This window comes from Aurantivibrio infirmus (genome assembly GCF_054767315.1).
Window position 1 is genome coordinate 129550 of the sequence record NZ_BAAFSK010000001.1, and the last position, 24536, is coordinate 154085.

Sequence of the window (24536 nt, forward strand, 5' to 3'; positions counted from 1 at the left end):
GATGACCGATAGATCGGCCACAGTAAAACGTGACACGCTTGAGACCGAAATTGCCGTCACTATTAATTTAGATGGCAGCGGTAAAGCCAAGATGGCGACGGGTGTGCCGTTTCTAGAGCACATGATTGACCAAATTGCTCGCCATGGCGTTATCGATTTAGACGTTTCTTGCAAGGGCGATACGCATATTGATGATCATCACACGGTGGAAGATATCGGAATTACTCTTGGCCAGGCTTTGGCTAAAGCAATTGGCGATAAAAAAGGCATTGTTCGCTATGGCCATGCTTATGTGCCTTTAGATGAAGCGTTATCTCGAGTGGTAATCGACTTTTCTGGCCGCCCCGGCCTATTTATGAACCTAGATTTCACTCAGAAGCGCATTGGCCAATTTGATACTGAGCTGTTTCGAGAGTTTTTCCAGGGTTTCGTCAATCACGCACAAGTGACGATACATATTGACTGTTTGAAAGGCGGAAATGCCCATCATCAAATTGAAACCGTATTTAAAGCCTTTGGTCGAGCCTTGCGTATGGCGGTAGCGATGGATCCACGTATGAGTGGTGTGATGCCTTCAACCAAAGGCTCGCTGTAAGCAACCAAGAATCTCCTGCTTATCCAAAGGTTCCCTAACACGCGTCCAGGATCTTAGTTAGTTTTTTGGTTCTTGCTGAATAAAAACCTAGAGCCAGCGATCAGTAAAGAAAAAACCATTATCTAGAACAACTACTCAGAACAATTATCCAGAGATTAGCCATGACACAGAAACGCCTGGCCATAATTGATTATGGAATGGGTAACCTGCATTCCGTTGCTAGTGCCATTAAAAATGTTGCACCGGATGTTGCCGTAGATATCACTGCGGAACCTAATGCGATTGCGCAAGCCGATCATATTATTTTTCCAGGCGTTGGCGCGATTCGCGATTGCATGAGTGAAATTTTGCGACTCAATGTTGACGCCATTGTTAAACAAGCGCTTGCTGATGGTAAGCCTGTATTAGCGGTTTGTGTAGGCCTACAGGCCTTGATGGAGCGTAGCGATGAAAACAATGGAATAGAATGTTTGCGAATTTTGCCGGGACAAGTTCGTCGTTTCCCCAGTCATATGAAAGATGAAGCGGGAGACGAATTAAAAATCCCTCACATGGGTTGGAATCGAGTTGAGCAAACTGTCGATCACCCCTTGTGGAAAAACATCGCCAATAACAGCCGTTTTTATTTTGTGCACAGTTATTATGTTGAGGCGAGCGACGAGAGCCAATTGGCTGGTAAGACTCATTACGGTTTGGATTTTACTTCGGTTTTATTTCGCGACAATTTGTTCGCAGCACAATTTCACCCAGAAAAAAGCCATACCGATGGTTTGCAATTGTTAAAAAATTTTGTTTCTTGGGATGGAAAAATTTAGCAGGCTTTTAGTGTAGTTAAAAAAACCATTTTTTATTTAAATTTATTATTTTTTTGGATTTTAGAAATGCTTGTAATACCCGCGATTGATTTAAAAGACGGCCAATGCGTAAGACTTCGACAAGGTTTAATGGAAGACTCTACAGTGTTTTCTAATGACCCCGTAGCAATGGCACAACAATGGGTCGATCAAGGCGCACGCCGATTGCATTTGGTTGATTTAAATGGTGCCTTTGTAGGTGCGCCGGTAAATGGCGATGTCGTTACGGCAATTGCAAAAAAATTCCAGAATTTACCGATTCAAATTGGTGGTGGTATCCGCAGTGAAGACACCGTCGAGTTTTATTTATCGGCGGGAGTAGATTACGTAATCATTGGTACGAAAGCATTGACTGATCCGGATTTTGTGCGAGACATGTGTAAAGAATTTCCTGGCAAGATTATTGTCGGCCTCGATGCGAAGGCTGGTTTTGTTGCTACGGAAGGTTGGGCTGAAGTATCAACTGTGCGTGCGACAGATTTGGTTAATGAATTCGCTGGCGCCGGGGTGAGTGCAATTATTTATACGGACATTGCCAAAGATGGAATGATGCAGGGTGTGAATGTTGATTCCACTGTCGAGTTGGCCCGTGCTTCAAAAATTCCTGTGATTGCCTCCGGGGGTGTTTCAAAACTTTCCGATATTCAAGCGCTGCAGCCTTTCGCTAAAGATGGAATTATGGGCGCGATCACTGGCAGAGCGATCTATGAAGGAACTCTAGATCTTGCCGTCGCGCAAAAGTGGTGTGACGAACAAAAATAATTTGTGAAATATTTTTAAAATATCTATAGAGGGTTTGCAGTGAGTTTGGCAAAACGGGTAATACCTTGTCTTGATGTTGACTGTGGTCGTGTCGTTAAGGGCGTAAAGTTTTTGGATATTCGTGACGCAGGTGATCCCGTCGAAGTAGCCAAGCGCTACGATGAAGAGGGTGCCGATGAGGTGGTATTTCTTGATATTACCGCCACACATGAAGGTCGCGAGACGATGGTGCAAACAGTCGAGCGTATGGCTGAACAAGTATTTATCCCACTCACCGTTGGTGGTGGTATTAGAACGATCGAAGATATTCGTCGCATGTTAAATGCAGGCGCCGATAAGGTCGGAATTAATTCTGCCGCGGTTAGTAATCCAGAATTCGTTAAACAAGCGTCCGAACGTTTCGGCGCGCAATGTATTGTTGTTGCCATTGATGCAAAGCAAGTGAGTGAAAGCGATGAAGCACCACTTTGGGAAATTTTTACTCACGGTGGAAGAAAATCTACAGGGATTGACGCGATTGAGTGGGCGAAAAAAATGGCAGCGTACGGTGCGGGCGAACTCTTATTGACGAGTATGGATAAAGACGGCACCAAAGACGGTTTTGATTTAAAGCTTACGCGAGCAATTAGTGAAGCGGTTGATATTCCCGTTATTGCATCCGGCGGGGTTGGCAATTTGCAACACCTTGTCGATGGTATAAAACAAGGAAAAGCAAGTGCGGTATTGGCCGCAAGTATTTTTCATTTCCAAGAGTCCAGCGTTGGCGAAGCAAAACAATTCATGCAAGAGCAAGGAATTGAAGTGCGACTTTAAGTCGAGGAATGTAAAGTCTTTTGCGATTGCAACATAAATTCTGTTCTCTCAAAAAAACTCTAAATTAAACAGATGCCCTGAACATTCTCTCATAAGTGGATTGATCTTAAAAAAAGTTCGATTCCAATAACGCCGCAAACGAAATATGTAAACGAAAAAAACCCAGCATGTTGCCATGCTGGGTTTTAGAAATTTCAAACGGAATTTTTAGGCGACTGCTTGGTTACCGTATTGCTCAAGCGTTCGAACAAAACCAGGCTCAACCGCGCTGATGAAATCAATAAATTCACTTGCACCATTAGTAGCGTCATCAAGAGAATCGAAAGGGCCAATATCTACACCTTCGCGAGTAGTGTAGTACCAGTATTCCTCTTTCATGTAGTAGCGGTCGTTTCTTTCCGGTAATTTTCCCTGTTCGCCAGTACGATTTAATTTCATAGCTGAGGTTCCTATTCTCTTTGCAAACACGTTTCTCATCATGTGCCTTTTTAAATTAAAGTAAGGCTCACTTAATATTTGCAGTGCATTAAATTTCTAAGTGAATACATCTTAATATTACAGAGCAGTTCTGCTGCTGTAGCGCTAACATCAAATGCTATCCCGCAATGATAGCCTGAATAATCATCAATGCCATATATTGATTTATCATACTGATATTTATTTTTTATGCGAAATTGTTGTTCGTATTCTGTCTATATAGTCAGTTTGTCTATCTACGGCGCTGTTCATAGTGTTAATTGGAGTGTCTTGAAAGTCTTCGAGTTCTACTGCTAATAATTCGGAGACACTAGTTAATTCAATACCTTGCAGGCTTAGTTGGGGGATTTGTCGTTCTAATAATAAGAGTGTTTCAGGGTAAGGATGAGCGATCGCTATCCCTTGACCGTGAAGTTTTGCGGAGTTTATAAAACGATCGAATTGTTTCTTGACTGCTGCTTCGCCGCGCTCGTGATCAAGAAAAAAATCTCTTTTTGAGCTCGGTAACAAGTACTTTTGTGCTACTTCCCAAGCCTGACTGTTTGGACTGGTGCGGCTGTCAATAAAATACAGTTGTTGGTGCTTAAGCTCTGCCATCAGCCATCTCATGGGTTGTTCATGCTGAGTTAGCAAGCTGCCCATATGATTGTTCACCCCCACCACATGAGGCAGGGAATCTAGGCTATCCCTCAATGTATGTAAAAATACTTGTTTACTCATTTCCGTAGTTAAGGCGCCCTCATCAAGCGGCTTGTTCAAGATATTGCTCATCGGGGCATGAAGCATAATCTCTTTGCCGGCTTCGTGAAAAAGGCTAGCGAGGCGAGCACCAAAGGGACTGTGCGGCAAGATGGATACGGTTACGGGCCCGGGGAGTTGTGCGATTTGCTCGCCTTTTTGCCAGCTATAGCCAATGTCATCGATGATGATAGCGATGCGAGCCGTGTTTGACGTTGGTAATCGTTGGGCAATATTGTCCGAGCTGTAATTGTCGGCGTGAAAGCTACTCGTGTTCAAACTATCAGTGTTTAAACTGCCCGTGCTAAAACCTCCAGCGCTGTGATGAGTGCTAGAGGTTTCGGCTTGTAGGGGGAGGGTAAAAAAAACTGCGCAAGATAGACAGCTTATTAGTAGCGTGAGTCGAATCATAATCCTTTGAAAGACTGAAAACATCGAGCTCGCTCTGCAAGTCGTTAAGGTGTTTAAGGCTTGGAGTGTATCTTAGCTGTGCTTAATGCGCACTGCTAGCAGGCTCGGTTTCACTTTCGGATCTTGCAATGGTTGGTTTAACTTGGCTGCCTTGGGTAAAGACGTTGATCCCTTTCAAGAGGTTCAGCGCTTCAAACAACTGATTGTCACGCTCTAAAATTTCAGTCGCTGAATTTTCAGAGGAGTCACGTTTTGAAGACCCGTTTTCTTCGCCACCATTCCCGTTGCTAAGATGATTTCCTAAATCGGCTTCTGTGGTGCGCAATTGAGGTTTTATCGCTGTGTATCTAGCAAGCTCAACAAAAATATCTGGCTTGATTCCCTGTGCCTGAATGGAGCGCCCTGAGGGTGTGAAATAGAGAGCGGTGGTGAGCTTGATTGCACGATCTTCGCTGATTGGAATGACGGTTTGTACCGATCCTTTACCAAAGCTATCAGTGCCGAGGATGATGGCTCGTCGATGATCCTGAAGTGCTCCCGCAACAATTTCTGATGCTGATGCAGAGCCGCCGTTGATGAGCACTACGACTGGCAGGCCATTGGTAATATCGCCAATGTTTGCTTCAAAGCGTAAATCGCCACCTTGAATTCGCCCTTCTGTGTAAACAATCAGTCCTTGATCTAGAAACACGTCAACGACTTCAGCTGAGGCTCCAAGAACACCGCCAGGGTTATTGCGGAGGTCGAGTATTAGACCTTTAAGTGCTTCGGCTTCTTCGCTTAATTTGTTGATTTCTTTCTTGAGATCTTCGCCAGTGTTGACTTGAAATTGAGCGATACGGAGATAGCCATATTGGGATTCCAAAAGCCGGGAGCGGACACTGGCGACCTTAATGACATCACGCACAATATCGAATTCGATTGGCTGATTGGCGCCTTCACGCAATATAGTAATTTTTATCGCGGTACCCGGTACGCCCTTCATCATGCCGATGGCCTCATCCTGGGTCATGCCTTTAACCGGTTTGTCAGCAAGCTTAACGATGAGGTCGCCCGCCTCTACACCGGCGCGTTTGGCCGGTGTGTCATCAATTGGTGCGATCACTTTAATTAAGCCATCTTCACCCATTTGAATTTGTACACCGAGACCGCCGAACTCACCAGTGGTGTTTTCTTGTAAGTCTTCAAACGAGGATTGATCAAGATAAGAGGAATGAGGGTCAAGCTCAGCGAGCATGCCTTTAATTGCGTACTCTAGTAACTGCGCATCGGTAACATCCTCGACATAGTCTTGGCGAATATGTTGATAGACCTTAGTGAAGGTTCGTAGCTCCTCTAGGGGTAATAAACTCTGGTTGCTGCCTGCGCTCTTAATTGTACTGGCGGTATTTTCAGATTCTAGGGCCGGTGTGTCGGCGTCAATAAGCTCAGATTCGTCTGCGAAAAGCGCTAAAGGAAGAGCTAGAGCAGAGGCGCAGGTAATTGCGGCAATTGAGCGAGACAAACGCGAAGATTTCATTAAGACACTCCTGTGCCGAATAGTTGACTGGTATACGCCGTGGTACGTCGAAATTTCAATATGATTAATTGTAGACCCGCAAGTGTGCTTAAAATTCGATATTGTCGCTAATTTATGATTTTTTACACATTCGAACTTAGTATTCGTACAGAATTTACGAAATTAGCAAAAGGAAGTAACTAAGAGTTGGACAGGATAGGGTTTACTCGCCGTGAACGGACAAATGACCTTATTTAGAGAATCTGTTGCTCATATTTAACCGCACCATTGACCAGGGTTAGTAGTTTCGCCATTTTTACGAATTTGGAAATATAATCCAGCCTGGTTTTGACCGCCACTGTTGCCAACTTGAGCAATTGTTTCTCCGGCGCTGACGAGCGTACCGACGTTTTTAGTGAGCATTTGGTTATGCGCATACAAGCTCCAATAGCCGTCGCCATGATCGACGATAATCAACAGACCATAACCCTGCATGTAATCAGCAAAAATCACCATGCCGTTGTGAATGACTTGTACTGGCGAGCCTTCTTCGGCTTGGATTAATACACCGTCCCACTTGAGTCGACCAGCGACACGGTCGCTGCCATAGCGATGGGCAATCTTTCCTTTCGTTGGCCAAGGTAATTTCCCCCGCAGAGAAGAGAATGAAGTGGAGCTGGAATAAAAAGGCCGAGATCCGGAGGCTTCGCGAATTGTGTTGAGAACTTTTTCTACTCGCTGTCTATCTTGCGCCAATTTTTGTAGTTGAGAATCTTTATTGACGATAGTTTTTTCTAAGCGCGCCAAGTTTTTCTTACGAGCTTCTTGGGCTTTCGAGAGATCGCTATAGCGTGATTTTAACGTTTGTTGATTTTTTTCTAGTGAGTTTTTAGTTTCAATTATTTTTGGTTCAATTTTGTCTAACTTGGTAATATTTAGAAGATAGTCCGCGAGTTTTTCCGTGCGTGCTGAAAGAAAGTAATCGTGATACCTCAGCATTCGGGTGACTGCTTCGGGACTATCTTGATTTAATAATAATTTAATATTGCTTTGACCGCCCAGCTGGTATGCCGCTCTAACCTGCTGGGCTATGTGCTTTTTTTGAGAGTTCTGCTCCTGTGCTAATAGTTTTCTATCTGAGTTGAGTTGTTGCAAAGCTTGTTCTTGCTCGCCTAACTCAGCTTTGATTTTTTCGATTTTCTCCAATAAATCACTGATGTCGGTTTCGTTGTTTTCTAGATCTCTTGATAAGCCATCGCGATCATTTTTAATTGATTCTAGCTCTTGCTTGAGATCCTCAATTGTTTGTTTTAATTCTTCGAGCTTTGCTTTCTGTTCTCCTTCACTGGCTTGTGAATCCTGAGCAATACTCGGTAGCGTAATTAACATTACGCTGGCGAGTAACAGGAGGCGAAAAAATATTTTCATCACGTGCATTCCTCTTTTTAGATTAAAGTATGGTTAGGGTTTATTTGGTAAAGTTGTGCATCTTATTTGCATAAAATATGTCATTTATCTATTTCTTTGGTTTAAATTTTTAGTCCTCAAATAAAGCTAAATTCTTCCCGGTCATTTCTTTTGGTTGTTCAATATTCATTAGTGCCAAGAGTGTGGGGGCAATATCAGCTAAGCTCCCTCCCTCAGCTAGGGACAGTTTGCGATTGCCTACATAGACAAGAGGAACCGGAAGCGTTGTGTGTTGAGTCATGGCTTGGCCACTTTTCTCGTCAAACATTTCCTCGACGTTGCCGTGGTCTGCGGTAATCAACAATTCCGCACCCACCTTTTCACAAGCGGCCAACACTTTTTCTAAACATTCGTCGACTACTTCAACTGCTTTCACAGCGGCATCAAAAATACCGGAATGGCCGACCTGATCGCAATTGGCATAATTACAAATAATAGAATCAAATCGTTGAGATGCAATGGCCTCGACCAACTTGTCAGTCAATTCGTAGGCGCTCATCTCAGGTTTTAAATCATAGGTGGCGACATCGGGCGAGGGAATTAGAATTCGATCTTCACCTTTATACAGAGATTCTTGACCGCCGCTAAAGAAAAACGTCACGTGAGCGTACTTTTCAGTTTCTGCAATACGTAATTGTGTTTTACCTTGGTTGGCGAGATATTCGCCCATTGAATTTTTTAAATCTTCGGGGGGGTAAGCGCAGGGTGTTTTAATGTCTGCCGAATATTCAGTGGTTTGAACAAAGTCTGAGAGCTGAATATGTTTGCGAGGAAAGTGATCAAATTGTTCATCGACAAACGCGTGTGTAATTTCGCGCGCACGATCTGGGCGAAAATTCATGAAAATAACACTGTCATTGTTTTCGATAGCGACGGGCGCAGAATTTTCTTCACCAATTCTTGTCGCTTTAACGAACTCATCGTTTTCTTCGCGTTGATAAGCGGCTTCTATGGCCTCAGATACGTTCGTATATTGGTAGTCTGCTTTGCCCGAAGCAAGCAAATTGTAGGCAGATTCGACACGATCCCAGCGGTTGTCGCGGTCGAGTGCAAAAAATCTTCCACATATAGAGGCTACTTTACCAACGCCAAGTTCGGTAAATAATTTTTCCGCTTTTTCTAGTGAAGGTTTTGCACTTCGTGGTGCGACATCGCGGCCGTCCAAAAAAGCATGCAAGTAAATTTTCTTGGCACCTCGTTTGGCGGCCAATCTCATCATCGCAAAGATATGATCTTCGTGGCTGTGAACGCCGCCAGGTGAAAGTAAGCCAAGAATATGCACCGCTGCATTGGCGTTAATGGCCTTATCAATTGCTTGAGTGTAAACAGGGTTGGTGTCGAACTCGCCATCGGCGATGGCTTTGTTGATACGGGTGAAGTTTTGGTAGACAACCCGGCCAGCGCCCAGGGTCATATGGCCAACTTCAGAGTTGCCCATTTGTCCTTCGGGTAGGCCCACGGCCAGTCCAGAGGTGTGAATCAATGTCTTTGGCCTACTACTCCAGAGCTTTTCCCATACCGGTGCGTTTGCGGCGCTAATAGCGTTGTACTTGGCGTTTTCAGAGTAGCCGAAGCCGTCGATGATGATGAGTACTACGGATTTCTTGGGACTGGTCATGCAGTTAACTATTTTCCTATCGGTGTGAATTTTTACTTGGTGGGCAGATAAAGTGAGTTATTTTACTGGCTTATAGTCCGTAACTCTATGGTCTAGTACTGAATATACGCAGCTTATCAAGGTTAAAGACAGATTCGAGTTGTGTGTCTGCGCTGGAATCAGAACTTGCTGATCACCACGGCTTTGCTCGATCTCTGTATCGGCAGACACGTTCAGGCAACAACAAATCGCTGAATTGATGGTGTATACTCCAGCCCCAATTTCTGGCCCGATTTGGGAGGCCCGCAAAGCTGGCTAACTTCGAGGGCGAAGGGGAATAATTCTAAAACTGAGGTGAGATAGTTACTCGTGGATTTCTTTGTATTTATAAGTGAGCAGTACTTGTTAGTGTCCGCTCTATTGGTTTTCGTATACGCATTTATTTGGAATGAAAAACGTCGTGGCGGGAAAACACTTTCGATTCATGAGGTCACACGCCTGGTGAATAAAGATGAAGCCTTGTTGGTGGATTTGCGAGAGCCTGCGGATTTTAAAAAAGGCCACATCGTTAATTCAATTAACATTCCGTTCAATAAAATTAATGATCGCTGGGAAGAGTTAACACCCAGCAAAGAAAAAACAATCATCTTAGTCGATAAAATTGGGCAGCATGCTGGAAGTGTTGGCAATACGCTTAGAACTAAAGAATTTAATGTGGCGCGCTTAAGTGGCGGATTGGCGGAGTGGGAAAATCAGAACTTACCGCTGGTCAAGTAAAAACAGTTTCAGGGTTTTAAGCAAATCAAATTTATAATCATCGATAAGTAATACATTTTTATTGTCGACAAGAAAACATTAACTCATATCAAACAAAACGGAGTATTCCGAGTAATGGCAGAGACAACAGGTTCGGCTGAACAGCAAAACGAAGCAGCAAGTAATGAACAAAAATTTGCGATTCAGCGAGTGTATATAAAAGATTTATCTTTCGAAGCGCCAATGGGTGTTAGTGCTTTCAATCAAGCTTGGAAGCCGCAGGTCAATCAAGAAATCAACACTAAAAATCAAAAACTAAATGACTCGACTTACGAAGTAGTTTTGTCTTTGACGATTACCGTTAAGATTGACGATAACGTTGTATTTTTAATTGAAATTCAACAAGCCGGTATATTTTTTGTCGAAGGCCTGGAAGCTAATCAGTTGACTCAAGTGTTAAATACAGTTTGCTTGCAGATATTATTCCCTTACGCGAGAGAGAGTGTCGATAATGCTGTAGTGAAAGGTGGTTTTCCTCCCTTGATGTTACCGCCAGTAAACTTCGATGCTTTGTTTGCAAATGCGATCGCACAAGCAAATGCAAAAGCAGAAAAAGCGGAAGAAAACAAAAGTATTAACTAAGCAATGATAGTTTCCGGTGCTTATTCGAAGTGGTTCGCAATAGTTGGCTGGGCGCAGTTTGGTGTTTTAATTGTAGCAGCCACCTGCTTGACATTGAGTCCTGAGCCTGCCGAAATTTTTATTTCGGTTTGGGATAAGTTTTTACATGTCTTGTGCTGGGGAACGCTGTTAATTTCCTTGCGCTTCGCCTGGCACAAAGCCGGTTTTGGACTTTTACCTGGACTGGCCTTACTTGCTTATTCGTTCCTAATGGAAATACTGCAAGGGTTTACAGGAAGGGATTTCCAGCTTTCGGATTTGCTAGCCAATGCTATTGGTATATTGATTGGCTACCTTATTATTTTTCTGTTCTGGCGATTTGTTGTTTTGTTTTGCAATAAGTTTTTTACCAAGTATTAGGAAACTCCTAAGCCAAATAACATTTATTAGCTAGATTTATCAGATTAAGAGGGAACTAGATCGAGTTAATTGAAACTAAGACTTGGTATGATGTTTCAGGTCTAATTCTAAACGGGGGAGTAAGTTATGAAGGTATTAAATAATAGTTGTTTTCGCTTAGTGCTGGTACTCAGTGCCATATTATTTGCCGTATCTGTTAGTGCGGCAGAAGAGGTGTGGATAGACGTTCGCTCAATTGAAGAATATAACAAAGAACATTTAGAGGGTGTCGTTCATATTCCTCATACTGAAGTCGCAGATAAAATCGCCTCACTCAACCTTGAGAAAAATACACCGATAAGGCTTCATTGCCGTAGTGGTGGTCGTGCTGGAATTGCACAAAAATCTTTAGAGAAGATGGGCTATACGGACGTGGTGAATGTCGGCGGTATGGATGACGCTAAAAAATTGATGGCGAAATCAGCCGACAAATAATTTTCTAGTAGAGTTTGCATAATAAGAAAACCCGGCATACTTTGCCGGGTTTTTTTTATGACTTCTATTTTGTAAAATCTTTTTACTCTTCTGTTCGGCCTACGATTGCCATATGTGCGGCACCATCTAGAGCAATTATTTGTCCCGTCACATAATTGCTCGCTTTCGAGCCCAAATAAATCGCTAAACTGGCCATATCTTCCGGCGCACCGATTCGGCCCATGGGATTACTCGCTTCAATTGATTTTTTATATTTATCTAGTGTCGCGGCCATCATTTTACTTTCAAAGGGTCCAGGCGCGATGGCGTTCACGGTTATCCCCTGTTCTGCTAAACGAACCGCAAGGTTTTTTGTCAGATGATGTACCGCGGCTTTACTCGCTCCGTAGGCATAATTATCGGTAGAGGAAATCCTAAGACCGTCAATAGAGCCAATGTTGATGACTTTGCTGGGAGAGGATTGTGAAGCATCTTTTGTTAGCAGCGGCAGCAGGTCTCGGGTTAATGTAAAAATCGCTTTGACATTGATTTCCATCACCTTGTCATAACCTTCATCGGGATACTCATTGAAAGGCGCTCCCCAGGCGGCCCCTGCGTTATTAACAAGAATATCGATTTTATTTTCTCGCTCTTTAATTGCCCCAACGAAAGAGTCGCGTCCTTCTTTAGTGGAAAGATCTGCAGGGATCGCAATACAGGTACCGAGCTTGCTTAATTCTTCGGCGGTTTCAATGCACTGTGTGGCTTTGCGTGCGCTGATATAAACTTTCGCGCCGTTTTCGACGTAGCCTTGAGAAATCATTTTACCAATCCCTCGCGATCCGCCGGTAACAACGGCTACTTTTCCTTGTACCGAAAATAAATCTGAAATTTTTAACGACATTTATTCTTCCTAAAATATATATTAAAAAATTAAATTTCGACTCGCATCTATGCCAATCAAAAACTGTTTTGCTTAAAAGCAAATAGAGTAAATTTACTTTGCGTTACTTCGTGATTGCGCTATAAGTAATCGCTTTAATAGTATTGCGGAGCGGTATCTGCACATTCATATGCTGGATCATTACTATGGCAATCAATTCTTCGACGGGGTCGATCCAAAAAATTGTGCCGGCCGCGCCGCCCCAATAATATTCTCCTTCGGAACCAATTACGCCAGATAAGGCAGCGTCATTCAGAATTCCAAAGCCTAAACCGAAACCTGCTCCGGGCCGATTCGCTAAGCCTTCGCCACTTACATTTGCGGTTAAGCCGTTTAGGTGGTCTCGCGCCATGTATTGAATAGTTTTTCTGCCCAGTATGCGTTGACCATTAAATTCACCGCCATTGAGTAGCATTTGTGAAAACTTCATATAGTCTTCAGCAGAAGAAACTAAGCCGCCGCCGCCAGAGAAAAACGTCACATCTTTTACGTAGGGGCTGTCAGTTACGCCTTCAGATACTTCTAACTTTTTTGTTTGCGGATTGTAGCGATGGTTGGTGCCAAAACGATTGAGCTTGTCTTGAGGAACTTGGAAAAAGGTGTCATTCATACCAAGTGGTTGAAAAATATGTTGTGCTAGATATTCATCAAATGCTTGCCCAGAAATCACTTCTACTAAGCGGCCCAAAATATCTGTTGAAACGCTGTAGTGCCACTGTGTACCCGGTTGATTTTGTAAAGGTATCTTGCTCAACTCCGTAACCATTTCCGCAAGATCTTTGTTGCCCAGAATTCCTGCTTTTCGGTATTGCTGATCTACGGGAGTATTACCAAATACCCCATAGGTAAAACCTGCCGTATGGGACATCAACATTTGAATAGTGAAGGTCTTGTTTTGTTTTACCGGCGTGCCGTTTTCGAGTACCAAAATATTTTTGAATTCAGGTAAATATTTTTCGACGGGATCGGTTAATTGAAACTTTCCTTGTTCGTAGAGCATCATTGCGGCGACGGTAGTGATGGGTTTAGACATTGAGTAGATGCGAAATAAACTATCTTTCTCCATGTCGGCACCGCTCTCTTTGTTTAAATCACCGAAGTTTTCGAAGTGAACAACTTTGCCTTTTCGCGCGACCATGCTTACAGCACCAACAAGCTGATCATCAGCAATGTACTCTTTGAGCACTTGATCAATGGTGGCGAGTTGCGTGGATGAAAGGCCAACGCTTTCCGGCTTGGCAAAAGATAAACCTTGTGCATGAACATCTGCTGTTCTTATCGTCGAAGAACAGGCACTAATAAAAATTAGGGTAAGTAAGCTTGCAAGTATGCGCATAAAAGCCTCGATATTATTGATGGTTTTAACACTAATTGTAGGGCTATTTTTATATATAAAAATATTTCGTGGTTTTGAATTTGGCAGGCATTCTATCAGTTCGCGGTGCTGGAAGACCCTGATTGACTATCAAGATTTGTAACTGAAAAAGTATGCCCTACTTATTGTTATCTATTGAGAAAGGGGTTTTTAGCTGTCGAGCAATTCAATTTAAGTCAGCATTAGAAAATTCCAATGCTGACTTATCGACATTAAGCGTTAATTTATTGTGAGGCCCTCAATTTCGCGGCTTCGCTAATAATGTAAGCTTGGATATCTTCAGTTTGCTGTTCGTCGATGACATCCGCGAAACTCACCATTCCTAAGTCGCTAAATACGCCATTCAAGACAATGTCTTTAAAAATATTATGCTTGGCGATGCCCATGTGGCGCAGGTCTGCTATCACGCCACCGCCGTGTAAACCGGGACCGTGACAAACACCACAATAGGTATGGTAAACCGCTTTGCCGTTTAATATTTGCTCGGCGCTTGCTTCTAGAGCAGGGATATCTGGAAGCGGCGCATCTGCTTCGATTGCTGGAAGCTGTTGATTGGCACCGAGTTTGAAAGTCAATATGCGGCCACGATGCTGAGTATCAATTTTTTCTGCAGCGCCTCCAGCGACTAACGGAAACGCGCCACCCCAGCCCGCCACGACCGTGACATATTGCTCGCCATCGATGGAGTAGGTGACTGGCGGTGCGACGGTTCCGGTTTGGGTTGGTGCTGACCACAATTGCTCACCGGTGTCCGCAGCGTAAGCGACGAGCTGTCCGTGGGACGTGCCCTGAAAAACTAAATTGCCCGCCGTCGATAAAATGCCGCCATTCCAACTTCCGGCGTGTTGAACTCGCCATACTTCTTGTTGCGTAACGGGATTCCAAGCACTGATGTGGCCACGCAATAAGCCATCGATGCGATCATCCAGTTCTTTGTCGTCGGTTGGCATATTTAGCAGTGGATCGACAGCGAGATTCCAGCGCCCATTAATAAAATTAAATTGCGGTTCATTCCCATAAGCAAAGGGAATCTCTAGCGCGGGGATATACACTAATCCGGTTTGCTTGCTGTATGACATAGGGTGCCAGTTGTGGCCGCCTAATGGGCCGGGTTTGTGAAAAGCGTTTTCGAAATCGGCATCAGAAAGTTGTTTTAAGGTATCGACCACTTGCTCCGGCGTTAGCGCAGCAAGAGGGTTTGCCGCTTGATAGCGAGCGTTGGCAGTTTCGACAGGGCGGCCAGTGTCGGGGTCTATATGAGTCGCCCAAGACACTGGGACATAATTATTCGCGGAAATAAATTCTCCATTGGTTCTGTCGATGACATAGAAGAAGCCATTCTTCGGTGCTTGCATGATGACTTTACGGATACTGCCGTCGAGCTCCAAGTCAGCAAGAATTAAGTGTTGGGTCGCAGTGTAGTCCCAGCTATCTCCCGGCGTGGTTTGGTAGTGCCATACGTATTCACCAGAGTCGGGGTTGATGGCGACGATAGAAGACAAATATAAATTGTCTCCGCCACCTGGGCTACGTACCTCGCGATTCCAAACGGAGCCATTGCCGGTGCCGATGTATAACAAGTTTAATTCTGGATCATAGGCCATTGAGTCCCAGGCAGTGCCACCGCCACCGTATTGCCACCACTCGCCTGACCAGGTTTTGGCGGCTTCTTCTAAGGCAGGGGACTCGAAGCCATCGGCGGGATTGCCGGGCACTGTGTAAAATCGCCACGCTTGCTCTCCACTCTGCGCATCGTACGCGGTGACGTATCCTCTTACCCCGTATTCAGCGCCGCCGTTACCAATAATGACTTTTCCCTTTACGATACGAGGAGCGCCAGTGATGGTGTAGGGTTTTTCTCGATCGATGGTGTTGGTTTTCCAGAGTTGTTCGCCATTAGCGGCATCAAGGGCGACGAGGTAGCCGTCGATAGTTCCGACGAATACCTTGCCTTCCCACACTGCCACACCGCGATTGACGACATCGCAACAGGCATTGGCACCCCAGGATTTAGGCACTTTCGGGTCGTAGCTCCACAACAGTTCCCCCGTTTTCGCGTTATGGGCGAACACCACGCTCCATGAGGCGGTGGAATACATAACTCCATCTACAACAATGGGCGTGGACTCTAGGCCTCTGCTGGTATTGGTGTCGAAGGACCATGCCAGCCCTAGCTCAGACACATTCTGATCGTTGATTTGTTGCAAAGGGCTAAAGCGTGATTCATCATAAGTTCGCCCATGAGCTAGCCAGTTTTCAGGCTCGCTGTCAGCCTGGCGAATGCGATTACCATCGACATTTGCAGCACTATGGTTAAGGGCAGTCGAGGTGCTAACACTGGTATCCGCGCTTGAAGATGGTGAGCTCGTTTGCATTTGCTCACCCAAATTCGACATAAAATAAATGCCGTATACGGCGCCGAGAAGAACAACAACGAATAATAATTTACGCATAATTAGCCTTTATGATTTGTGCTCAGTTTGTTTTATGGGAAAATCAGGCGCTAAAACATTTAAAGAAAATAATAATCCCGAAAAGATTTCTTATGTTTTTTGACCCAAATAAGAGCAAGTTTTTTATTATGTTTTTAAACATTTTTGTAAAATCGAGTATACGCCTAAATTTTTGCGAATCCTACAACGACATTGCTGACAGGCGCTCTATCCATTTTAAATCTTTAGTTTCGATATTGATCTGTGTGCTGACACTTAATATTTCCCAGGTGGCCAGTGCTCAATCTGATCAAACAGCGCAAGAATCGAAAATTCAGAATTTAAATCAGCAGATGAACGTGGTTATTTCAGCATCCAGCTCGATAGCAGTTGATCGTTTTTATGGTAAAGCGCTGGGTTTAACGCGCTTGCCTGACGTGTTGATTGATAATGCTTACTCAATAATGCGTTACCAACTTGAAGACAGCAACTTACGCGCCGAATTACATTTCGTTATTGCGAGAGAAAAACTACCTAAACTAAAGGGCGGCGCAAACTTAGCCCGAGGTATACGCTTGTTGTCAATTAATATGCCTCAAGAAGCAAAAACAGAAGTGTTGCGACGATTACATGTTACGGGTAGGAATCCGATACTCGAAGCAAAGACTTTTGCTAGCGGTGAAGCTTATCAAGTCGCATCAGTCCTCGACGCAGATGGTAATCAAATACAGATTCAGTTTGTGGATAATAAAAACTATTTAACTGGCAGAGATCGCTTCAGACTCGGATTACTTGTCGAGAATAAAAATGACGCGACAAAAACAATCGATAAAATTATTAAATTTTTACAGTGCGAATCCAGCTCGTCGGACATCTGTGGAGTTGAGAATTTCGCCATACAATTTTTTCAAGCGAGTAATGGTTTGGATATTTGGAGTGCTAGGCCAGATGAAAAAATTGGATTTTCACTCATTCAAATTCAGATTCAAGATCTTAAATCGAAATATTCGAAGTTTAGCAACGCTTTCCCAGAATTTTCTTTGCAAGCATTAAGCGATCATTCTACAACAGGGCTTAAGGTGAAAAATGCATTTTTACTGACGGGGCCGGACGGCATATTGATTGAATTTTATGAAATGTAGAAAAACAAAGAGGTAGTGATGAAGACGAACATGATAGTCGTGGTTTCCTTGGTGGTAGTTCTAGCGCTTGGGGGCGGGGTTTTATATTTATCCTCGCAGAACCCTAAAGTAAAAATAGAAACCAGCATGGGCGATATCGTTATTGAACTATACGAAAAAGAAGCACCCATAACGGTTGAAAATTTTTTGACCTATGTTGATGATGATTTTTACAGCGGCACAGTTTTTCATCGTGTGATTCCCGGTTTTATGATTCAAGGCGGTGGTTTTACCGAAGAATTTTACCGCAACCAATACACTGAAAAACCCACGCGTGCACCGATTCAAAATGAGGCCGAGAATGAAATCTCGAACGCGACAGGTACTATCGCTATGGCGAGAACGAATGACCCACATAGCGCAACTTCTCAATTCTATATAAATGTGAACGATAACGTAAATCTAGATTTTGTAACTCGGCCCCCAGGGTACGCGGTGTTCGGTAAGGTGGTTAAAGGGATGGAAGTGGTGAAAGAGATTGAAGCCGTGTCCACCTCGACGCAAGGTTTTCATCGCGATGTTCCGACTGATGCGGTGGTTATTGAACATGTGACAAAGATGTCAATTTTTTCTTTTTAGCGATCTTTATTGACATAGCAATAAAGAATTAACTGGAAATATATAAGCAAGCGATTTCAATGAGTATTTCGGTAGTATATTTTTAGACTGCGAACACATACTACTATTTTCGATTAACTAAGCAATTTTTCTGGTTGAGTATATCGATAACGCGTCGGGCGCTTAACGAAAGGTTTTTAAAGTTATTGATCGCTTCGGAGTTAAAAAGCATGTTGAAGAAGATATGAGCTTTAGCTCTTTATAAGAATAGTCCGCTATTTATTAGGCAGGACTAAGCTGAATGTATGCAGCCTTAATCCTGCGCCAATAAGTGTTCTTGGTAAATTAAAAAATTTCTTTTAAAAATGCTTCTAATCTAGTCCAGCTTTTTGTATCGGCTTCTTCATCGTAAGCCAAAGGTAAGCTGAATTTCTCGCCCATCGCGGTGGCGCCCGGATTGGTAAAAGCATGGACAGCGCCCGGGTAGGTGATAAATTCAAAATCTGCTGCTGCACCTTCCATCTCCATTTGAAAAGCTTTTACTTGTTCTTCCGGAACAAACGGATCATCGGCACCATGCATGACGAGAATTTTCGCGACGACCTGGCCCTCCATCGCTGGCGACTCAGTGGCTAGGTTGCCGTGAAAACTGGCTACGCCATTTAGATCTAAGCCGTTTCTGGCCATTTGCAAGACCACAGCTCCGCCAAAGCAATAACCAATCGCAGCAGTTTTATCGGGGTAAGTTGTTTCGTGTTGTTCTAAAATCTCACGAGCGGCAACGAAACGTTGTTGTGCCATTTCGGCATTGCTCATTACTTCCATCATGAATTTTTGGGCGTCATCAGGGTGTGCCGCTTGTTTGCCGTCGCCATACATATCTAAAGCGAATGCGGTGTAACCCATACTGGCGAGCATGTGTGCGCGTGTGCGTACATAGTCGTTGTGCCCCCACCACTCGTGAACAACGATCACTCCTGGGCGCTGGCCTCTTTGATTGGCATCAAAAGCTAAATAACCGGTGAGAGTTGTGTCTCCGACTTGATAGCTAACTTCTTCGCCACGGATATCTTTCTTGATAATTTCAGGGTTCGATCTTTCATTCGCAATGTTTTCTGCTTCGCTTATGTTTTCTGATACTTGATTCGTCTTTGTTTCGCAGGCCAATAAAAAAACGCTGATAAATATACTGATACCAATTGATAAGAGCTTGGGCATCTTTTCTTTCCTCTCCTGTTAAGATTTAAATTCACTCGTCGTTATTTCGACGAGGCTTGAGATATTACTTTGCAGGCTTTAGCGATCAAAAAGGGACTTTAAGCCATCTAATTTTTCTTTTTGCTCATCATCTAATTTTTCATTCAATCGGTCTTTTAGTTCACTCCGTACTTTCTTCTTACCGAGGCTTTCGATTTCTTTGGTGACTGCTGTTTCGGCTTGCGCCAAAACAATATCCATTAGCTCGGTTGCTAGCGCTTCTGGGTACATACCCTCGTTGCCGCCTAGGTTCTTTACGCTAATGGTAGGTAGCTTAATATTACGCTCACCCCATTCTTCTGTAATCAGCAAAATGTTAGCGTTGCTAAATGTGAAGCTGCCAATTTTGATGCGCCTGGATGCGCCTGGCGCATCATTCGATCCCTCTTGTGGCGTGCTCGAATTCCCAGAATTTTTGCCAAGCATGTCGGCAAGGGTGGTGAGATTAGTGTCAGTAAGGTTTTTTTGTTCTGCAATTACGCTGGCGCCGTCAATACTGATCTCTCGAACATTAATGGCCTGGCTTTCATCGGCTAATGCGAGGTTTAAATCAACTTGCGTAACTATCTTGTTTAAAGCGAAAGCGTATTGGCTGTCGAATCCTGGTGGGTTGGCAATTTGAAAACCTGATAGCTCAACGCGTCCTCGCTGAGCCTCGATGTTGGCGCTGTCCAAACTTACTTCAGTTCCCACCGCTTTAGTACCGAAGTGCTCGACTGCCTGAACGACAAAACGATCAAGGTTATTCAATCCGTAATATACCAACCCTCCTAGGGCAAGCAGAGCGACTAAAACAAGTAAACATATTGTCCTGACGGCTTTCATTTCGTGCTCCTCGCAGTTTTTAGTTGTCGCTCAGTTTAAAGGATTATCGAGCTTCTGCAATGTAGCGGCTGCCAATTTCATCACATCGAAATAAAATTGTGCAGATTCTTGTTGGTGGTTTACATCGACCGTCGCTGTTAAGACTCGCAAAAATAAGAAAAAGGGAATTTTTCGGTAATTTGACCAAGGGGGGCGCCGGCCTGGTAAACCAGATAGGTGCGGGATAAGAACTGATCGTCTTTGGCGTTTTTGAAATATTGTTGTAATGACGGTTGTTTTTCTAATCGCTGATCGACGAGTTCGCGAAAAGTCTCAGTGCGTTCTTGTTGCCACAGTAAGCCAATGGGGGTTTCGGTCTCTAATAGCTCGACGCGAAACTTTTTTTCCATTCGATCTAAAACGAAAATGGATTCCGCATAAAGATAGTGATCATTTTTAGTGTCGGTTAATAAAATCTTTCTTGCTAATAGCTCCGAGTCTTTAGGGGCTTTGAGGTATTCTAATGTTTCCGAAAAAATAATCTCTTGCTTCAACTTGGTGACATGAATAGGACTTTGGAGGTAGGTAGAAATTAGATCAGTTACCGTCCCATCGGAATGTAATAAAACTCGCTGAAATAAACTTAATTTAATATTGTGCGCTAGGGGCATCACTTTTCATCGCTTTTTTGGGGCATTTTAAAACGCGACATGATACGCGAAGCGCAACTAAAAGGCTGCGCTTTACGTCGAGATTTTTTGGAAACTTAGCTTTTAGATTGAGAGGTGCTTATTTTAGTGAGCTGATAAAACTTTGAATTTCATCGTTGTTCTCAGTAACTAGATTAAGCCAGTTGGCTTTGTCGCACTCCCGTAAATCGTTCGGGATCTTTTCGTATACTGCTAAGGTGTCTAAATTTGGTAGGGTAGGTTCTTTGACGGTCAACAAGACCGTGTAGTAAAGCGATAAGTTCGCAATGTCTAGCAGATTTATTTTCTCTTCCCAGGTTTCTTGCCATTGACCACAGTGGCGCAGCATTTTAATAATTGAGGAATCAACACCCCATTTTCTTAACAGTACGTCGCCTAGGGCTTTACTGTATTGGCGGCACATTTGAAAATAAACGGCGGGGTTCGGTGGTTCGGGCCCTTCTAACATTGAGGATAAAACTGAAAGTGAACCGACTTCGGTTAACAACATTGCCATCTGTACTTGATCGACAGGACGGTAACCTAATTTTTGCGCGAAGAAGCAAGCAAGGCTGGTTTTAACAATGAGCCGTTCCCAGGTGTGATTAAACAAATGCTTTTCGACAGTTGTTTTCAGTTCAATCATATTTCGGACACTGTGCAACATTACCAAGCTATTTGTTGCGGCGAACCCTAGTAGTCCAATCACTTCGCTCAGTGTTTTTGGAGGGACGGGGCGTCGATAAATAGGGCTCGATGCACATTGAATTAAATGTGCTGTAAGAGATGGATCCTTGGAGATTAATTGGGTTAGAGTTTCAGCAGTGGTATTGTCTGAATCAATCGCGGCGCGAACCTTCATCGTTATGTCAGGTAGATTGGGTAGGCGAAAATCTTCCTTGAGGACACGATCAAGTACCTCTTTGTAGAGGGCCGTCAAATCGTCGCTAGTCATAACAATACCTGTCTTCGAATGGCTGAAATTTACTGTTAATTTCAGTATAGACAAGGAAATGGATCGCGCAGCTAAGTTATATAAATTTTGTCACGATAATTTATATTGATCTAAGCCAGAGCCGATGTGGCCTTGGGAGCAGCCGGCGATTCAGCTCTGTGTGTATTAGCGAAGGTAAAGTTCTAAATAAGATCGCTAGTTTTTATTTAAAACTTGTTCGAAAGATAGTGATCAATCTGATCCAGACGACGCGATATCGAGTTCTTTTAGTTTTCGAGTCAAAGTATTACGACCCCAGCCGAGCAAGTTAGCCGCATCACGTTTTCGGCCTGCAGTGTGTTTGAGAGCGGTTTCGATTAAGGCTTTTTCAAAGGTGGGAACGGCCTCCGATAAGATGTCATTCTGACCCCGAGCCAAGGCTTGATCAGCCCAAGATCGCAAAGCATTTTCCCAGTCCCCGGCAGGAGGGCTGGTGTCTTTACGGTCGATCAATTCTGGCGGCAAATCTTCCAAATGAACTTCCCTGCCAGACGCCATAACGGTGATCCAGCGGCAAGTGTTTTCTAGCTGCCGAACGTTACCGGGCCAATTCAAACTACAAATATAGTTTTCTGTTGCGGGCAATAATATTTTTGGCTCGACGTTTAATTCGCTCGCTGCTTTATGAAAAAAATGTTTGGTTAATTTAGGAATATCTTCGCGGCGATCGGACAATTTTGGAATATGAATTCGAATCACGTTTAAGCGATGAAATAAATCTTCTCGGAAACGATTTGCATCAACTAATTGCTCAAGATTTTGATGAGTTGCAGCAATAATGCGTACGTCAACTTTAACTGGCGTATGGCCACCTACTCGATAAAATTCGCCATCGGCCAAAACCCGTAGCAATCGAGTCTGTGCTTCTGCTGGCATATCGCCAATCTCATCAAGAAATAATGTTCCCCCGTTAGCTTGTTCAAAACGACCAGAACGTTGTGCACCAGCGCCGGTGAAAGCGCCTTTCTCATGACCAAATAATTCTGATTCAATTAAATCCCGTGGAATGGCTGCCATGTTTAATGCGATAAAAGCGTGTTCACGACGCGGGCTATGAGTATGTAAGGCGTGGGCGACCAATTCTTTACCGGTGCCGGATTCGCCATTAATGAGTACGGTAATATTCGATTGTGACAAGCGTCCGATCGCTCTAAAAACTTCCTGCATTGCTGGTGCTTCACCAATTATCTCGCCTCCAATATCGGGTTTTTCCGCAATTGAAAAGCCCCTTTGTTCTTTAGCGTGAGCAAGAGCGCGTTGGGTTACGGCCAGTGCCTCGTCGACATCGAAAGGTTTGGGGAGGTATTCAAAAGCACCGCCTTGATAAGCGGCAACTGCACTGTCGAGATCGGAGTGTGCCGTCATGATAATTACGGGAACGCTGGGGTTATCTTTGTGTAAGGTTTTTAATAATTCCAGGCCATTAATTCCCGGCATACGGATGTCGCAAATCACCGCCTCGGGGGTTTGGCTGCGCATTTGCGTAAGCGCTCTGTCGCCGCTCTCAAAGCTGCAAGTTTCGATGCCTGCTTGGTGTAGAGATTTTTCTAATACCCAGCGGATAGAGCGGTCATCGTCAATAATCCATACCTGATTAGTTTTTTGCATTTGCTTGATCCGAATCGTTTTGTTCTAAAGGAATGTAAACTGAGAATTGAGTTCTGCCCGGCAAACTTTCGCAGTCGATAAAACCCAAATGTTGACTAATTAATTGTTGTGAGATGGCGAGGCCGAGCCCGGTGCCTTTTGCGCGTCCTGAAATCATCGGATAAAAAATATCTTCGATTAACTCAGATGGAATCCCCGGGCCGTTATCGATTACATCTATTCGGCAAACCAGGTTGTGGTGAAAACGTCCGATTGTAAATTGCCGCTGTATGCGGGTTCGCAAGGTTATATTGCCTTCGTCGACCATGTTTGCGTCTTCAAGAGCTTCCCAAGCGTTGCGGACGATATTCAGGATTGCCTGGATAAGTTGTTCTTTGTCCGCGGCTAAGGCCGGAATACTGGGATCGTAGTCTCTATCGATGACAAGTCTGCCGGCGGATTCTGCATGAATGATTGCTGCCACACGCTCCAGAACTTCATGAACGTTAATGAAATCAAACGATGAAGGCTGGTGTGGCCCCAGCATTTTGTCGACCAAGTTACGTAAACGATCGGCTTCCTGGATGATGATGTGGGTATATTCTTCCAAACTCTCATTGGGTAACTCTCTAGCCAATAGTTGCGCCGCGCCACGAATCCCGCCCAGAGGGTTTTTAATTTCGTGGGCCAACCCGCGAACTAAATTTCGAGTTGTTTCTTGCGTCGCAGAAGTCGCTTCTTCGCGACTAATCCGCAGCAATCTATCGAGGTGCTGAATTTCGATCAATAGGCTCGCATTCTCTCCGATCGGCGTTACCGAATAATCCACGGTAACCTTTGAGCCATTGGGAATCTGCCAAAGCACCTGTCGTTTGGTGTAGTTGTCTTGCAGATCCGCTGCGGTTTGGAAGGTCTCTAGCGCTGATTCAGACTCATAAAAACAATTCGTTATGGGTCCTCCATACACTTGCTCTCGACTCACAGCAAACAGAACTTCTGCAGCGGGGTTGAGGTATTGGCAACTCAAGCGGCTATCAGCAACCAAAACTGCGGTCGATAAGTTTTCCAATAAAAGTTTGAAGTCGAGATCTTGCGACATGAATAAAGCCTTATGTAATTAGCGGGACGACTGCAAAAAATAAACCAGTTTGCTTAACTCGGAGGGACTTTTTGGGGAGTGAGTAATCTCGCGACTTGTACGGGCGTTGGGTTAATCGAGTGTAGCAGAAAAGCTAATAACGTGATCCAAATTGG

The 24536-nt window shown here is 44.1% G+C and carries 24 protein-coding genes; 10 read left to right on the forward strand and 14 right to left on the reverse strand.

Annotated features, from left to right (window positions below):
• Position 1 precedes the first annotated feature (1 nt).
• From hisB to hisF, 4 genes are all read left to right on the forward strand, one after another.
• Positions 2-595, forward strand: coding sequence for an imidazoleglycerol-phosphate dehydratase HisB (hisB, locus tag ACYUCY_RS00545; protein ID WP_460224482.1), 594 nt, complete (start codon positions 2-4; stop codon positions 593-595).
• 161 nt (positions 596-756) lie between these two features.
• Positions 757-1410 (forward strand): imidazole glycerol phosphate synthase subunit HisH, encoded by a 654-nt coding sequence (hisH, locus tag ACYUCY_RS00550; protein WP_460224483.1) that lies wholly within the window; start codon positions 757-759, stop codon positions 1408-1410.
• A gap of 66 nt (positions 1411-1476) precedes the next feature.
• Positions 1477-2211: a 1-(5-phosphoribosyl)-5-[(5-phosphoribosylamino)methylideneamino]imidazole-4-carboxamide isomerase gene (hisA, locus tag ACYUCY_RS00555; RefSeq protein ID WP_460224484.1), complete on the forward strand. Its 735-nt coding sequence runs from the start codon at positions 1477-1479 to the stop codon at positions 2209-2211.
• Between the two features lie 39 nt (positions 2212-2250).
• Positions 2251-3024: an imidazole glycerol phosphate synthase subunit HisF gene (gene hisF / locus ACYUCY_RS00560; RefSeq protein ID WP_460224485.1), complete on the forward strand. Its 774-nt coding sequence runs from the start codon at positions 2251-2253 to the stop codon at positions 3022-3024.
• Positions 3025-3231: 207 nt separating this feature from the next.
• Here the strand turns inward: hisF and ACYUCY_RS00565 are convergent, their stop codons facing one another.
• From ACYUCY_RS00565 to gpmI, 5 genes are all read right to left on the reverse strand, one after another.
• On the reverse strand, positions 3232-3462 hold the full coding sequence (locus ACYUCY_RS00565) for a DUF6316 family protein (RefSeq protein ID WP_460224486.1): 231 nt from the start codon (positions 3460-3462) through the stop codon (positions 3232-3234).
• Positions 3463-3681: 219 nt separating this feature from the next.
• Positions 3682-4674 (reverse strand): divergent polysaccharide deacetylase family protein, encoded by a 993-nt coding sequence (locus ACYUCY_RS00570; RefSeq protein ID WP_460224487.1) that lies wholly within the window; start codon positions 4672-4674, stop codon positions 3682-3684.
• Positions 4675-4732: 58 nt separating this feature from the next.
• Positions 4733-6169: a S41 family peptidase gene (locus ACYUCY_RS00575; protein WP_460224488.1), complete on the reverse strand. Its 1437-nt coding sequence runs from the start codon at positions 6167-6169 to the stop codon at positions 4733-4735.
• Positions 6170-6424: 255 nt separating this feature from the next.
• A complete protein-coding gene (locus ACYUCY_RS00580; RefSeq protein WP_460224489.1) occupies positions 6425-7576 on the reverse strand; it encodes a murein hydrolase activator EnvC family protein in 1152 nt (383 codons plus the stop codon).
• A gap of 109 nt (positions 7577-7685) precedes the next feature.
• Positions 7686-9233: a 2,3-bisphosphoglycerate-independent phosphoglycerate mutase gene (gpmI, locus tag ACYUCY_RS00585; protein WP_460224490.1), complete on the reverse strand. Its 1548-nt coding sequence runs from the start codon at positions 9231-9233 to the stop codon at positions 7686-7688.
• 348 nt (positions 9234-9581) lie between these two features.
• Between gpmI and ACYUCY_RS00590 the strand changes: the two genes are divergently transcribed.
• The 4 genes from ACYUCY_RS00590 to ACYUCY_RS00605 all read left to right on the forward strand — a co-directional run bounded on the left by ACYUCY_RS00590 (position 9582) and on the right by ACYUCY_RS00605 (position 11483).
• Complete coding sequence (locus tag ACYUCY_RS00590; protein ID WP_460224491.1) at positions 9582-9989, forward strand: rhodanese-like domain-containing protein; 408 nt, start codon at positions 9582-9584, stop codon at positions 9987-9989.
• A gap of 114 nt (positions 9990-10103) precedes the next feature.
• Entirely contained in the window at positions 10104-10610 is a 507-nt protein-coding gene (gene secB / locus ACYUCY_RS00595; protein ID WP_460224492.1) for a protein-export chaperone SecB, read from the forward strand.
• Between the two features lie 3 nt (positions 10611-10613).
• Positions 10614-11009, forward strand: coding sequence for a VanZ family protein (locus tag ACYUCY_RS00600; protein WP_460224493.1), 396 nt, complete (start codon positions 10614-10616; stop codon positions 11007-11009).
• A gap of 126 nt (positions 11010-11135) precedes the next feature.
• Positions 11136-11483 (forward strand): rhodanese-like domain-containing protein, encoded by a 348-nt coding sequence (locus tag ACYUCY_RS00605; RefSeq protein WP_460224494.1) that lies wholly within the window; start codon positions 11136-11138, stop codon positions 11481-11483.
• An 82-nt stretch (positions 11484-11565) separates the two neighbouring features.
• Here ACYUCY_RS00605 and ACYUCY_RS00610 read toward each other — a convergent pair whose 3' ends face one another.
• The 3 genes from ACYUCY_RS00610 to ACYUCY_RS00620 all read right to left on the reverse strand — a co-directional run bounded on the left by ACYUCY_RS00610 (position 11566) and on the right by ACYUCY_RS00620 (position 16233).
• Entirely contained in the window at positions 11566-12366 is an 801-nt protein-coding gene (locus ACYUCY_RS00610; RefSeq protein ID WP_460224495.1) for an SDR family oxidoreductase, read from the reverse strand.
• Between the two features lie 103 nt (positions 12367-12469).
• Entirely contained in the window at positions 12470-13741 is a 1272-nt protein-coding gene (locus tag ACYUCY_RS00615; protein ID WP_460224496.1) for a serine hydrolase domain-containing protein, read from the reverse strand.
• 263 nt (positions 13742-14004) lie between these two features.
• Positions 14005-16233, reverse strand: a complete 2229-nt coding sequence (locus ACYUCY_RS00620) for a PQQ-dependent dehydrogenase, methanol/ethanol family (protein WP_460224497.1) — start codon at positions 16231-16233, stop codon at positions 14005-14007.
• A 128-nt stretch (positions 16234-16361) separates the two neighbouring features.
• Between ACYUCY_RS00620 and ACYUCY_RS00625 the strand changes: the two genes are divergently transcribed.
• Both ACYUCY_RS00625 and ACYUCY_RS00630 read left to right on the forward strand, forming a co-directional pair.
• On the forward strand, positions 16362-17354 hold the full coding sequence (locus tag ACYUCY_RS00625; protein ID WP_460224498.1) for a hypothetical protein: 993 nt from the start codon (positions 16362-16364) through the stop codon (positions 17352-17354).
• Positions 17355-17372: 18 nt separating this feature from the next.
• On the forward strand, positions 17373-17972 hold the full coding sequence (locus ACYUCY_RS00630; protein ID WP_460224499.1) for a peptidylprolyl isomerase: 600 nt from the start codon (positions 17373-17375) through the stop codon (positions 17970-17972).
• Positions 17973-18296: 324 nt separating this feature from the next.
• On the opposite strand, the gene ACYUCY_RS00635 is transcribed toward ACYUCY_RS00630, so the two are convergent.
• The 6 genes from ACYUCY_RS00635 to glnL all read right to left on the reverse strand — a co-directional run bounded on the left by ACYUCY_RS00635 (position 18297) and on the right by glnL (position 24381).
• Positions 18297-19169 (reverse strand): dienelactone hydrolase family protein, encoded by an 873-nt coding sequence (locus ACYUCY_RS00635; protein WP_460224500.1) that lies wholly within the window; start codon positions 19167-19169, stop codon positions 18297-18299.
• Between the two features lie 78 nt (positions 19170-19247).
• Entirely contained in the window at positions 19248-20033 is a 786-nt protein-coding gene (locus ACYUCY_RS00640; protein WP_460224501.1) for a hypothetical protein, read from the reverse strand.
• 137 nt (positions 20034-20170) lie between these two features.
• Positions 20171-20683: a chorismate--pyruvate lyase family protein gene (locus tag ACYUCY_RS00645; protein WP_460224502.1), complete on the reverse strand. Its 513-nt coding sequence runs from the start codon at positions 20681-20683 to the stop codon at positions 20171-20173.
• 118 nt (positions 20684-20801) lie between these two features.
• A complete protein-coding gene (locus ACYUCY_RS00650) occupies positions 20802-21656 on the reverse strand; it encodes an HDOD domain-containing protein (protein WP_460224503.1) in 855 nt (284 codons plus the stop codon).
• Between the two features lie 231 nt (positions 21657-21887).
• A complete protein-coding gene (gene glnG, locus ACYUCY_RS00655; RefSeq protein ID WP_460224504.1) occupies positions 21888-23303 on the reverse strand; it encodes a nitrogen regulation protein NR(I) in 1416 nt (471 codons plus the stop codon).
• A complete protein-coding gene (gene glnL / locus ACYUCY_RS00660; RefSeq protein ID WP_460224505.1) occupies positions 23290-24381 on the reverse strand; it encodes a nitrogen regulation protein NR(II) in 1092 nt (363 codons plus the stop codon). The genes glnG and glnL overlap by 14 nt, the downstream gene beginning before the upstream one ends.
• Positions 24382-24536: the final 155 nt, after the last annotated feature.